Annotated in this window: 14 protein-coding genes; 10 read left to right on the top strand and 4 right to left on the bottom strand. The window is 66.0% G+C overall.

Annotated features, from left to right (window positions below):
- The first annotated feature begins 7 nt into the window (after nt 1-7).
- From AUL38_RS00610 to AUL38_RS00580, 7 genes are all read left to right on the top strand, one after another.
- Nucleotides 8-1186: a CPBP family intramembrane glutamic endopeptidase gene (locus AUL38_RS00610; protein ID WP_235590538.1), complete on the top strand. Its 1179-nt coding sequence runs from the start codon at nt 8-10 to the stop codon at nt 1184-1186.
- Entirely contained in the window at nt 1183-2538 is a 1356-nt protein-coding gene (locus AUL38_RS00605) for a hypothetical protein (protein WP_059058248.1), read from the top strand. Before AUL38_RS00610 ends, AUL38_RS00605 begins: the two co-directional genes overlap by 4 nt.
- Before the next feature lie 110 nt (nt 2539-2648).
- Nucleotides 2649-2978, top strand: a complete 330-nt coding sequence (locus AUL38_RS00600; RefSeq protein ID WP_059058246.1) for a hypothetical protein — start codon at nt 2649-2651, stop codon at nt 2976-2978.
- Entirely contained in the window at nt 2975-3472 is a 498-nt protein-coding gene (locus tag AUL38_RS00595) for a phage holin family protein (protein WP_083506478.1), read from the top strand. The genes AUL38_RS00600 and AUL38_RS00595 overlap by 4 nt, the downstream gene beginning before the upstream one ends.
- Complete coding sequence (locus AUL38_RS00590) at nt 3469-3732, top strand: hypothetical protein (RefSeq protein WP_059058243.1); 264 nt, start codon at nt 3469-3471, stop codon at nt 3730-3732. The genes AUL38_RS00595 and AUL38_RS00590 overlap by 4 nt, the downstream gene beginning before the upstream one ends.
- 195 nt (nt 3733-3927) lie before the next feature.
- Complete coding sequence (locus tag AUL38_RS00585) at nt 3928-4710, top strand: uroporphyrinogen-III synthase (RefSeq protein ID WP_059058241.1); 783 nt, start codon at nt 3928-3930, stop codon at nt 4708-4710.
- A gap of 2 nt (nt 4711-4712) precedes the next feature.
- A complete protein-coding gene (locus AUL38_RS00580) occupies nt 4713-5132 on the top strand; it encodes a hypothetical protein (protein ID WP_059058239.1) in 420 nt (139 codons plus the stop codon).
- A gap of 26 nt (nt 5133-5158) precedes the next feature.
- Here AUL38_RS00580 and AUL38_RS00575 read toward each other — a convergent pair whose 3' ends face one another.
- Together AUL38_RS00575 and AUL38_RS00570 are read right to left on the bottom strand one after the other, a co-directional pair.
- The gene (locus AUL38_RS00575; protein WP_059058237.1) at nt 5159-5734 is read right to left on the bottom strand and encodes a nitroreductase family protein; all 576 of its coding nucleotides are present in this window, start codon (nt 5732-5734) and stop codon (nt 5159-5161) included.
- An 83-nt stretch (nt 5735-5817) separates the two neighbouring features.
- Complete coding sequence (locus AUL38_RS00570) at nt 5818-6708, bottom strand: LysR family transcriptional regulator ArgP (protein WP_059058235.1); 891 nt, start codon at nt 6706-6708, stop codon at nt 5818-5820.
- Between the two features lie 91 nt (nt 6709-6799).
- Here AUL38_RS00570 and AUL38_RS00565 point away from each other — a divergent pair, with 91 nt between their 5' ends.
- Nucleotides 6800-7411: a LysE/ArgO family amino acid transporter gene (locus AUL38_RS00565; RefSeq protein ID WP_059058233.1), complete on the top strand. Its 612-nt coding sequence runs from the start codon at nt 6800-6802 to the stop codon at nt 7409-7411.
- Here the strand turns inward: AUL38_RS00565 and AUL38_RS00560 are convergent.
- Both AUL38_RS00560 and AUL38_RS00555 read right to left on the bottom strand, forming a co-directional pair.
- Nucleotides 7408-8454: a low specificity L-threonine aldolase gene (locus AUL38_RS00560; protein ID WP_059058232.1), complete on the bottom strand. Its 1047-nt coding sequence runs from the start codon at nt 8452-8454 to the stop codon at nt 7408-7410. The two genes, AUL38_RS00565 and AUL38_RS00560, sit on opposite strands and share 4 nt — an antisense overlap.
- Before the next feature lie 49 nt (nt 8455-8503).
- Nucleotides 8504-9331, bottom strand: a complete 828-nt coding sequence (locus tag AUL38_RS00555; protein ID WP_059058230.1) for a siderophore-interacting protein — start codon at nt 9329-9331, stop codon at nt 8504-8506.
- A gap of 144 nt (nt 9332-9475) precedes the next feature.
- Between AUL38_RS00555 and AUL38_RS00550 the strand changes: the two genes are divergently transcribed.
- Both AUL38_RS00550 and AUL38_RS00545 read left to right on the top strand, forming a co-directional pair.
- A complete protein-coding gene (locus AUL38_RS00550; RefSeq protein WP_059058228.1) occupies nt 9476-10201 on the top strand; it encodes an AAA family ATPase in 726 nt (241 codons plus the stop codon).
- 104 nt (nt 10202-10305) lie between these two features.
- The gene (locus tag AUL38_RS00545) at nt 10306-12477 is read left to right on the top strand and encodes an ATP-dependent Clp protease ATP-binding subunit (protein WP_083506477.1); all 2172 of its coding nucleotides are present in this window, start codon (nt 10306-10308) and stop codon (nt 12475-12477) included.
- The last annotated feature ends 42 nt before the right edge of the window (nt 12478-12519 follow it).

Raw genomic sequence — 12519 nt, 5'->3', positions numbered from 1 at the left:
GAGCACGATGACGCAACCCCCGAACGACGGTTACACACCACCCGCCGGAGGTTCGCAGCCTCCGGGGGAGCCGGTTCCGCCAGCGGCGCCGCTTCCCCCGGGGGCACCCGTTCCGCCTGCGCAGCACCAGGCTCCGGGCGGGCCGGGGGTGCCGCAGCAGTGGGCATGGGTACAACCGCAGCAGCAGATTCAGCAGATCGAGACTGAGCCGCTGGAATACCACCGGCTCTACCGTGGCGCACCCAAATACGAGTGGTGGAAGCCGCTGGTGGTGCTGCTGCTCGCAGCCGCCATCTATTTTGCGATGAATATCGCGTTCTCGCTCGCGCTCATGCCGCTGCTGGTCATGTTTGACCCGGACTACGTCAACGATGCGCTGTTCCTACAGATCGCTCCGGTGCTCGACACGCAGCACCCCTGGTCGATCGTGCTTGGGCTCGGAAGCGTAGCGCTCATGATTCCCGCGGTGCTGCTCGCGATGCTCGCGCTTGGCATCCGACCGACGGGCCGCGTGTGGTCGGTCGCCGGCCGGATCCGCTGGGGGCTGCTGCTGCGCACCACCGGCGCTGCCGTGCTCGCTGTGATCGTGATGAACGGCATCGGGATCCTCATCGGAGTGGCGATGGAGGGCCTGTCCGGTACCGTCGCGACCGAGCCGCTAGCTGCCGAGAGCGCAGACTTCAATGCGACCGCAGCCCTCGCGTCATTTGTGATCGCGTTGCTGCTCGTCCCGTTCCAGGCCGCGGCCGAAGAAGTTGTGTTCCGCGGGCTGTTCCTGCAGGTCCTTGGTTCGTGGATGCGTTCGCCGTGGCTCGCGATCGGACTGTCGACGCTCGCATTCGCGATGATGCACATCTATGACATTTGGGGTCTGCTCGCTGTCGGCCTGATGGGGCTGACTGCCGCGTGGGTGACGTGGAAGACCGGCGGCCTCGAAGCCGCGATCGCGATCCACGTCATCAACAACATTGCTGCCTTCGGCTTCATGTCGGCGGGGATGAGCGGCGATACCGGCCAGGTGGAGAGCTCGGGTGGACCCGAAGCGCTCATCGGTGAGGCAGTGGGGCTCGCGCTGTTTGTCTGGCTCGTCGTGCGCATCTTCCGCAAGCACGGCTACGGTCGTGAGCGGATCGATACGGTTTGGCGCTCCGTTCCCGTTGCGCCCGTCGGGCAAGGTGGCGTGTGAGCCAGGTACTACTGCTCGGGGGTGACCTCGCGGCCTACGCGGCAGCCCTCGAGCTTGCCGAGGTTGGGATCAAGGTGTGGTTCACCGAGCCGTCGGTCACCATTCCGCACGAGCCGGTGCGTGACCCAGGCGGAGAGATCTCGGGGTTTCTGCAGGCGATCGAGGCGCCGCTCACCGCTGGCGGACCGGCTACCCCCGGGGCACACCCGCGCGTCGTCACGCAGCCACGCGTGGTGCTGCGTGCACGGGATGGCGCGTGGAAGCCGGTGCCCGAACTGAGCGTGTGGGGCATCCCTGCCGTTCCGCTCTCGAAGGAATGCATGGCGATGCTGGGGAGTAGCGGCGCGTTCCGGGCCTACCTCGACCGGCTCAAGCCCGTGCTCACGATCGGTAAAGAACACAATCTCCGCAAGCTTGTCGATTCCCGGCTGGGCAAGGCGGCACGGTCGACGCTTGTCGAACCCATCGTCTACGAACGCTTCGGCGTCCGCACTGATGAGGCTGAAGTTGCCCGCGTTGAGCCGGGGCTGAACGCAGCCCTGACACGTGCTGGGTCGCTGAGCGGCGGCGTCATGCAGCAGCGTGAAGAACACGTTGCACGTGAAACCGTGATCGAGCCCGAGAGCGGGTGGCGCGGCCTCGCGGCCCTGCTCCTCGAGCGGCTACGCCTGTACGGAGCGGAACCGTTCCCCGCAACGGTCGTCTCGTGTGAGCCGTCAGAACACGGGTGGACGGTGACCGATGACACGGGTGAGCAGCATCACTGTGACGGCATCGTAGGCGGTCTTGACGAGGTGTCACGTATCGTCGGCCAGCCAGCACCCACGGATTCTGCGACCGTCGAGCACGACGGCGCCTCGGGAATCGTGGATCATCTCGTCGCTTTGCGGCCCGGAGCCGTGCGCGAATATGTCGAAATGAGCATTGAGCCCGGCCCGGACTCCCCACCCGCTTCCGACACCACGGCTGCGCTGTTTCTCGTCGACTCCGAATCCTCTGAGACGTGGGCTGCTCGGGTCACACGCAGTGCCAGTGGCGACGCCGTGCTGCGTCTCTCCGGGCCAGCGAAGCCCACTGGCGCCGAGGGGGCTGCCCCGGTCGCGGAAGCGCTGGCAGCTGCAGGGGCGACAGCCACTGCGGCGCCGCCGGTCGTCCGCACGAGTGCTGCCGCACACGCGACTGCTTCGGAGCGAGACGCCCAGGCGGCAGCGCGCGCCGCCTGGGCGGAGGCCTTCCCCACGATGATCGTGGCCGGGGCAGCTCTGCACGGCGCCGCGCTGGGCGAAGCGCTTGCAGAAGCGCGGACCGAGGCTGTCCGGCTACGGCGAAAGCTGACCGGGATCTCTAAATAGCTCAGCTGGCGTTGATAGCCTCGCCGGACAAGCTGTATATTTCGAATCAGGAATGTATCAGATCTGGCCGCAAAGAGTAGGCTGGGAACAATACGGTCGGGAGGCGCCACATGAGGGGCAAAGTAGGTTTCGTTTTGGGAGCCGCACTCGGCTACGTGTTGGGTACTCGTGCAGGGCGCGCTCGGTACGAGCAGATCAAGCGTGGCGCAATTGCCGTGTGGGAAACCCCGCTCGTGCAGCAGGGCGTCGGCTCCGTCAAGGGCGCCGTCGGTGACCGCGTCGACGACGTGAAGGCGGCGGCCTCGCGGGCGGCAAAGTCTGCGTTTGTTGCGGTCACCCAGCCGAACCGCACACCAGACACCACAACCGGGGCGTCGCAGTCGGCAGCATCGGCCACTGCTTCGACGCCGAAAGGCACAACGGAGGAGACTTCGGCATGAGCCGCAAACGCGATGAGGCCGGCACCTTCGAGCTGATGGCCAGACTGCCGCAGCAGATTGTCTCGTTGGCGAAGGTCGAATACAACAACGCCAAGCGCGAAGCGATCGGCGCAGCGAAGAAAGCTGGCATCGGTGCGGCTGGCGTGGTTGTCGCCCTGTTCTTCATCTTCTTCATGCTGCAGGCACTGGTGATCGCCGCGATCGCCGCGCTCGCGCTCGTGTGGCCATGGTGGCTCGCAGCGCTTGTCGTGGCTGCGGGGCTGCTGCTGCTCGCAGCGGCAGCGCTCTTTGCCGGGTTCACACTCGTGAAACGCGGCAACCCGGTGCCCGAGCAGACGCTGAACCGCGTCGGCGGAGATATTGCAGCCCTGGGCGATGTGCGCTTCAACAGCGACACGAGTCCCGCTGCGGCGGCCGCGTCGAGCCGCACCGGTGCCGCGGCGCCCGCTGCAGCACACACGGCGGAGACCTACGGATACGGAGTGGATCGATGAACCCGCAGGAGCAGCGCGCACTCGGCATCGCGGAGGCAGAGGTGGCGCGGGCCGAGCTCTACGACACTCTGGGCCAGCTGAGCAACCGGTTGAACTACGCCAAGCGCATCGACGAAGCCACCGAGCGCGTCGGGCTCCGGATCCGTGAGGAACGGCGCGAGCGGCCGCTCGTGTTTATCACGGGTGTTGTCGTTGTAGCAGCAACCGCGGGCGCAGTCGTGTGGGCGCTGGCTCGCCGAGCGGGGCGAAATCTGCGGTAAGTTGCACTGTAGATGCCGAATTCGTGCCCTCAGCGCGCGTAACAGGTAGGTTTCAATTGGCCGGATGCGGCCCTCGGTTTTGCGTCTTGACCTGCGCAGAGCGAGAATAGGTGAACACGCGGCGCTGAAAAAGGCCGTATCTTTGAGAAGTCGCCCTTAGCGCGGTTGATATTCGTTTCGAGTGATGTGGGGTGTATGTCGGATCAGGCTAAGCTGCTCGGCGGCCTCCGTGTGCTTGTTCCACGGGGCGGGATCTGGGGAGACCTTGTCTCGCAGGCGCTACGCGACCGTGGCGCCCAGACCGTGATCGCGCCGCTCGTGGATTTCTCTCACACGAGCGAAGAGGACAAGCTAGTCGATGCGCTGAAGGACCTGGAGTCCGGCGTTTTCGATTGGATGACCGCCACGAGTGCAACCGTCGCCGACGTTCTGAAGCACCACAGTGCGACGTTTCACGAGCGTACAAAGGTAGCGATCGTCGGGGAGGCCACCGCGGTTGCCTTTCGTGAAGCCGGATATCCGGTGACCATCACGCCCGACGAAGACAACAACACGACGTTTCAGCTGCTGAAAGAGTGGACTGAGATTGACTCGGGCGAGGTGCTCCGGGTGCTCACGCTCCGCTCTGATGTCGCGACGCCGGTGCTCACGACCGGGCTCATTGAGCGCGGCCACGATGTCACTCAGGTGCTTGCGTTTCGTACGATCGGAGTGCCGGCGTCCGTGCACATCCGAGAAGACATCGACTCGGGTCGCATTAACGCCATCCTCGTCGCTTCGGCGAAGATCGCCGAGGAAGTCCTGAAGCAGTTCCCGCAGCTCCCCGCGGACACGCTGGTGGTGTGCGTCGGAGAGAACACGCTCGCTGCCGCGGAAGCGCTGGAGCTGGCCGACGGTGGGCAAGCCCGCCAGGCTGAGGTCGACGCGATCATCGAGGCTGTCGAATCAGCCATCGACCACAGCGACATGCTGGACTAGCGATGGCTCGCGTAGAAGTACACGCCGACCGGGTGGTGATCCGCCTCACCGCCGCGGAAAAGACGGTCGCCCTGCGCCGCCGCGACATCGTGCTCGACCGTGCGGCCATCCGCTCCGCCGTCATCACCGAGGACCCGTGGGTGTGGATCAGGGGCATTCGCTCGCCGGGTGCCGGCCTGCCGCGCGGCCTTGCCTACGGCACCTGGCGCACCCGTGGGGGCCGGGACTTTGTGCTCGCCCGTCGCGGTCGTGAGGCGGTCGTCATTGACCTTGATGTGCCGGAGGGTGCCGACGAGGGCCGCGGCTGGATCGGTGAGTTCGACACGTTCTCGCGCGTCATCATTTCGACGGTCCACGCTGCTGACCTGGTGCGAGCGCTACGCCTCGATGGCGCAGAGTTTGAGGCCGAAACTACCGAGTAGGTTCGGCCCCAAACGGGCTGCTGGCCTTAGTCGTTGACGACGATGAGGTCGTGTACGACCATGCGCGAGCGCGGGGCGATTTCGCGCTCCTTGAGCGGCTCCGCGAGCTGCTCGGGCAGGCCGAGCTTGCCGATCGTCATCACGGACACGGGACGGAGCTTGTCGCTCAGCGCGAAGGACTCGCTGATCTTCGCCGCATCAAAGCCACCCATCTGATGGACGTAGAGCCCCTCAGAGTGCGCCTGCACCGACAGGTGCGCGACGGCCTGGCCGAGGTCGTACTCGGCCCAGCGCTGAGGCTCACCGTTGTCGTTCTCGACCACGGCGAGATTCACGACGAGCGCCGATGCTGCGCCCGCCCACTGCGAGTTGAATCCTGCGAGCGTCGCCTCGATCTTCGCGAACGACTCGCTGCCGCGACGGGCCACGATGAAGCGCCAGGGCTGCGTGTTACTTGCGCTCGGCGACCAGCGGGCAGCCTCGAACGCGCTGAGCAGCGCGTTCTCAGGGAGCGCGTGGTCGGTGTCGAACGCGCGTGGGCTCCACCGCTCAGTGAGTGTGGGGAGGATGGGTGTGCTGGTCGTTGCGTGCTTCGCAGACATGAATCTCCTGGATGAAACAAAAACGCGGAGCGATGGTGCCCCGCCAAGGGGATGGAACGTCCGATGCGCGTCCGGTATTCCAGCTACGCGAAGGTGAGCGCTGTGCGGGCTTCCGCGGCGACGATACTCGTGAGCTGGTCGAGCACGGGCGACCGGAGATTCCAGCGTTGCCAGAACAGCGGGAGGGCGAGCGGCCTCCCCGGCGTGAGCTCCACGAGCCCGCCGCTTGCGATCAGGGCGTCGCACTGCAGGCGAGGGAGCATGCCCCAGCCCAACCCGAGCTGGATAGCGCTGAGGAACGCGGCTGAGGACGGGACGAAGTGCCGGGGAGGCAGCACGGGTGCGTCGCTGAACCGCTGCAGGAAGCGCTGCTGGTGCATGTCGTGACGGTCGAACTCGATCATCGGGGCCGTGGCAAGGGCGTCAGCGGTCACGCCGTGGGAGAAGTGCGTCGCGAAGAACGCGGGGTCGGCGACCGCGGAGAGCTGATCTGTCCCGATCCGCTCGGACACGCATCCGGGCACGGCCTCGGCCGTGGCGGTGAGAGCAGCCATGACCTCGCCACTGCGGAGCTTCTCGGTCGAGAGCGTCTCATCGGCCCGGAGTACTTCGAAACGCGCGCCGGTGGTCTCGGCTGCGCGCGCGAGCGCCGTGACAAACCATGTCGCGAGCGAGTCCGCGTTGATGACGAGTTTCACGAGGGATCCGGCTCCGGTTCCCGCATCGAGCTCGACAGCGACGTCATTCATGACCTGGGCGACCTGCCGCGCGGCGCGAAGCACGGCTGCTCCGCTCGCGGTGACCGCAACGGGCCTGCTGCGTTGCAGGAGCACGGAGCCGGCCCGCTCTTCCATGCTGCGGATCCGCTGGCTCACCGCCGAGGGGGAGATGTGCAGCACGCGTGCGGCGCCGTCGAGGGAGCCCTCATCGATGACGGCAGCCAAGGTGCGCAGGTGTTCGAAGGGAAGGTCCACACGCTCATAGTAAGCGCAGCTAATGGAGCGTCACAAACATTCACTGAGCTGAACTGGCGGGTCGCCCTCGCCAGCCCGTAACGTCATCTCCGTGATCCTTCCATTTCTCACGGGTATCGGCAGCGGCCTCGCCCTCATCATCGCGATCGGCGCCCAGAACGCATTCGTGCTGCGGCAGGGTATTCGCCGTGAGCATGTACTGCCCGTGGTGCTCATTTGTGGGCTCACCGACGCGGTGCTCGAAATCTTGGGCGTCGCGGGGATAGGGCTGGTCATCGAACGCGCGCCCCTGCTGCTCGAGGTCGTTCGCTGGGGCGGAGTCGCGTTTCTGCTCTGGTACGCCTGGTCGGCGGCGCGCAGGGCTGCAACACCGGAATCGCTCGTCGCCTCGGGCGGCGGCGAGCCGAAATCGTTGAAGAGCGTGGTGCTCGCGTGCCTCGCGATCACCTATCTCAACCCGCACGTGTACCTCGACACGATGGTGCTCATGGGATCGATCGGCAACGCGCAGGGTGACCCAGACAGATGGTGGTTTGCCGCGGGTGGCGGGCTCGCAAGCATTGCCTGGTTCTTCGTGCTGGGCTATGGCGCCCGGTCGCTCACGAGGTTTTTTGCAACGCCGCGCTCCTGGCAGATTCTCGACGGCGTGGTGGCCGGCGTGATGCTTCTCATCGCTGCGCGGCTCGCCTTCGGAGGCCTCTAGCCGGCGATGAGTCCGACCAACTCGTCGACGTCCGCTTCGGTAGTGTCAAACGCGCACATGAGCCGGTAGAGTCCCGGCTGCGTCGGCCAGGCTCCAAACGCGAAGCGCTGCTGCGCGCGGCGTGCGGTCTCCTCGGGGAGTTCGACGAACACCGCATTGGACTGCACAGGGAACGCGATCCGCACGGCCGGATTACCGGCTGCAGCGAGCCCGGCAGCGAGACGGGTTGCCATCGCGTTCGAGTGCGAAGCGGAGCGGAGCCACAGGTCGCCGCCGTAGAGCGCGTTGAGCTGTGCCGAGGCGAACCGCATCTTCGAGGCGAGCTGCAGGTTGATCTTCCGCAGGTATTCCATCCCTGGGGTCGCGTCGGGGCGCAGCACGATGATGGCCTCGGCCCCGAGTGCACCGCTCTTGGTCGCGCCAAGGCTCAGGAGGTCTGCGCCGGCATCGCTCGACACCGCGGCCAAACTGGTGCCCAGGTGGGCGGCCGCCGCGCCGAGGCGCGAACCGTCAACGTGGAGCAGCATGCCCTGCTCGTGTGCGTGGTCGGCCAGCGCCCGGATCTCCTCGGGGGTGTAGCAGGTGCCGAGCTCGGTGGTCTGCGAGATGGTTACCGCGAGCGGCTGGGCGCGGTGCTTGCTGCCCCAACCCCAGGCCTCGCGGTCAACGAGCTCGGGGGTGAGTTTGCCGTGCACGGCCGGTACGGGAAGAAGCTTGAGACCACCGGTCTTCTCCGGTGCGCCGGTCTCATCGGAATTGACGTGCGCAGTCGCAGCGCAAATCACCGCACCCCATCTCGGCAGCGCAGCCTGCAGCGCGAGCACGTTCGCGCCTGAACCGTTGAAGACCGGGAACGCCTCCGCCGTGGTTCCGAACAGTCGCTTCGCGGTCTCCTGGAACTCGAGCGTCCAGGGATCCCCACCGTAGGAGACGGTGTGGCCGACATTCGCGGCGGTGATCGCCTCGAGAATCTCGGGGTGGATGCCTGCCCAGTTGTCTGAGGCGAAGGCATGCGGGTGAGTGGCTGCGCTGTTCTCGGTCACTGTTTCAGCCTAGACCCACTGGGGGTGGTCCGCTCGGCGACACCACGCCCTAGCGCTGCCGCCAGTAGCCGCAGAACTTCACCTGGGTTTTCGGGATCCCGAGCTCGTTCACGAGGTACTTGCGGCCGCCGCTGGCGAGCTGCTGCTCGCCAGCGACGAATGCATGGAAGTCGCTGATGCCGCTCTCCGCAGAGGTGGGGGCGTCCGCGGCGCTTCGAGGGCGGAACGATCTCAGGGCGGCGAGCGCCGCGGTTCCGGGGCGGGCGTCGTTCTCCCGCTCGATCCAGTGCACGTTCACGCCAGCGGGTGCGTGCACGGGCTGCCGGTCATCGAGGTCAGCGACCTCGATAACGGCGTCACCCTCGCTATCCGGCGGCAAATCGCGTAGCACCCCCAGCACCGCTGGCATGGCGCTCTCGTCCCCAGCGCACAGCACCCGACGGGCCGCGTCCGCGGCGGTAAATCCGCAGCCCTGGTCGATGAGCCCGACGGGCGCGCCCACCGGCAGCGAAGCCGCCCAGGGACCCGCGACCCCAGCGGTGCCATGGGTGAGGAAGTCGACGTCGAGTTCGAGACGCTCGGGCCGGAACTCGCGAACCGTGTAGCTGCGGATCACGGGCCTCGTGGCCTTGGGCAGGGTGAGGTACCGGAGGTAGCCGCGCATGTCGAAGCGATCGGAGAGCCTATCGAAGCGGGTGCCATCGCTGACCGGCAGCGCGATGCGGAACCACTGGTCGTAGCCGAGGTGGCGCCACGAGGCGAGCGCATCACCGCTCAGCGTCACCCGCACAAAGTTCGGAGAGATCTGCTCGGCGCGCGTGACCTCAGCGGCGACCAAGCCCGTCGGCGCGTGATCGACTGCGATGTTCGTTGCCATGGCGGCTCCTTACGGTTCCCTCGGGTGCGCTGACCCGACTGTGGAGGGGCATAGGGTTCCGAACGTCAGTGCCGCGCAGTAGGGTCAGTTCAGGTTAGATCGAATCATCAGATGATTCAAGGGTCTGTGGAATGAGGTGCTGCATTGCGACTAAATACGCTCCCGCTGCGGTGGGTGGAAGAGGACGGCTCGCACCCGGCGGATCGCGAATCGTGGTTCGCGCGGATCCCAGCGGTGCGGCAGCTGCTCGAGGGGCGACTCGAGTTCGGTGCGCTCACCGTGTTCGTTGGCGAGAACGGCGCGGGCAAGTCGACGATTGTCGAGGCGCTCGCGGCCGCCTACGGGCTCAACCCAGAGGGCGGAACCCACAATGCCAGGTACGCAACGCTCGCGAGCGAGTCGCCGCTCGACGGGCATCTGCAGCTTGCACGCGGCGCCGGCTCCTCGCGCAAGGGGGTGTTCTTGCGGGCCGAAACGATGCATGCCCATTTTGGATACCTGGAGGAGATTGAGGGCGGGCCGCCTGGAGCTGCGGGGCGTTACAACTATCAGAGTCACGGGGAGTCCTTCCTTGACTTCATTGAGGCGCGCGCCCGCATCCCCGGATTGTGGGTATTTGATGAGCCCGAGTCGGCGTTGTCGTTTGCGAGTTCCCTTCGACTGCTCGCGCACATGAGCGAGCTCGCGGCTGCTGGCTCCCAGGTGATTCTGTCGACGCACTCGCCGATCCTTGCCGCCGTGCCAGGGGCCGACATTTATGAGCTTGGGGAGTGGGGGATGCGGACGAGCACCTACGACGATCTGGAGATGGTCGACAGCTGGCGACGGTTCATGGCAGCTCCCGAGCGCTATCTCAGGCACCTGGAGTAGCGGAAATTCAGAATTCCACATAAACTTGAGTCACATGCACTCAAGTTTGCGACGTGGTGCACCCTGCACCGAGTCGCACAGCCCGCTCATCACGAAAGGACACCATGCAGGCAAACTGGCAGCCAGCCGAAGGCGAAGGCAAAGAAAGCGCGCTCGAGCAGTTCGGCGTGAACCTCACCGAGGTCGCCCGCTCGGGCAAGCTCGATCCCGTGATCGGGCGCGATAGTGAAATTCGGCGCGTCAGCCAGGTGCTCACGCGCCGCACGAAGAACAACCCGGTGCTCATCGGCGAGCCGGGCGTCGGCAAGACCGCCGTCGTCGAAGGCCTCGCCCAGCGCATCGTCGCGGGTGACGTCGCAGAGTCACTCAAGGGCAAAGAGCTCATCTCGCTCGACATCTCCGCGCTCATTGCCGGGGCGAAGTACCGGGGCGAATTCGAGGAGCGCATGAAGGCTGTGCTCGCAGAGATCAAAGCATCCGACGGTGAGATCATTACCTTCATTGACGAGCTGCACACGCTCATGGGTGCCGGCGGGGGCGAGTCCTCGGTCGCGGCCTCGCAGATGCTCAAGCCCATGCTCGCCCGCGGCGAGCTCCGCCTCATCGGCGCAACCACGCTCGATGAATACCGTGAGTACATCGAGAAGGACGCGGCCCTCGAGCGCCGATTCCAGCAGGTGTACGTTGGCGAGCCGTCGGTCGAGGACACCGTCGGCATTCTTCGCGGGCTGAAGGAACGCTACGAGGCGCACCACAAGGTGACGATCGCCGACTCGGCGCTCATCGCCGCCGCTTCGCTCTCGAACCGCTACATCACCGCGCGACAGCTGCCCGACAAGGCAATTGACCTCATCGACGAGGCAGCGTCGCGACTCCGCATGGAAATCGACTCGGCGCCGCTCGAAATCGATGAGCTGCGCCGCGCCGTCGACCGACTGAAGCTCGAGGAACTCGCGCTGAAGAAGGAGAAAGACGAGGCCTCGAAGGAGCGTCTCGCGAAGCTGCGCGAGGACCTCGCCGAGAAGCAGACCGAGCTTGCCGGCCTCGAAGAACGCTGGGAGAAGGAGCGCGCGACGCTGAACCGCGTCGGTGCGCTGCGCGAACAGCTCGACCAGACGCGCATGGACGCCGAGCGTGCACAGCGCGAGGGCAACCTCGAGCGAGCCTCGAAACTGCTCTACGGTGAGATCCCCGTGATTGAGAAGGAACTCGCGGCGGCAGAAAATGCTGAGGCGACCGCGAGCGAGACCGGCGATGCTCGGATGGTGAACGATCAGGTCACCGACGAGGACATTGCCGGTGTGGTTGCGGCGTGGACAGGCATCCCGGTGGGCCGTCTCATGCAGGGCGAAACCGAGAAGCTGCTCGCGCTCGAGCGCGAGCTCGCAAAGCGCGTGGTTGGTCAGGAGGAGGCCGCGCGCGCGGTCGCCGACGCGGTGCGCCGCACCCGCGCTGGCATCGCCGACCCGAACCGCCCGACGGGCTCGTTCCTCTTCCTCGGCCCGACGGGCGTGGGCAAGACCGAGCTCGCGAAGGCGCTCGCCGAGTTCCTCTTCGACGACGAGCATGCGATGGTGCGCATCGACATGAGCGAGTACGGGGAGAAACACTCGGTCTCGCGGCTCGTCGGTGCACCTCCCGGGTACGTCGGTTACGAGCAGGGCGGCCAGCTCACGGAGGCTGTCAGGCGTCGCCCGTACTCGGTCGTGCTTCTCGACGAGGTCGAGAAGGCGCATCCCGAGGTGTTCGACGTGCTGCTGCAGGTGCTCGATGATGGTCGGCTTACTGACGGTCAGGGGCGCACGGTCGACTTCCGCAACACAATCCTCATTCTCACTTCAAACCTTGGCAGCCAGTACCTCGTCGACCCCGACATGCCGTGGAATGACAAGGTAGCGGCGGTGCAGGAAACCGTGCGCCGGGCGTTCAAGCCCGAATTCGTGAACCGGCTCGACGAGATGGTGATCTTCCACCCGCTCTCGGTCGACGCGCTTGCGCAGATCGTGGAGATCTCGATCGACCGGTTGCAGGATCGGCTCGCCGAGCGGCGGCTCACGCTGGCGGTCACGCCCGAGGCGCGTGCGTGGCTCGCACAGCGCGGCTACGACCCCGTATACGGCGCGAGGCCGCTACGTCGGCTCATGCAGCGCGAGATCGATGATCGGCTCGCACGCGGCATTCTGGGCGGCGAGATTCGTGACGGCGACGTCGCACGAATCGATGTCGCACAGGGCGGTGAGGAGCTCGTACTCCTCCCGGCGGCACGGGCAGAATAAATATCACAAAACGGTAACGTAGTTCGATAGGGTGAGGGGCAC

The sequence above is a fragment of the Leucobacter sp. G161 genome (assembly GCF_001482305.1).
GTDB lineage: Bacteria > Actinomycetota > Actinomycetes > Actinomycetales > Microbacteriaceae > Leucobacter.
This window is presented reverse-complemented; position numbering and strand designations above follow the sequence as displayed.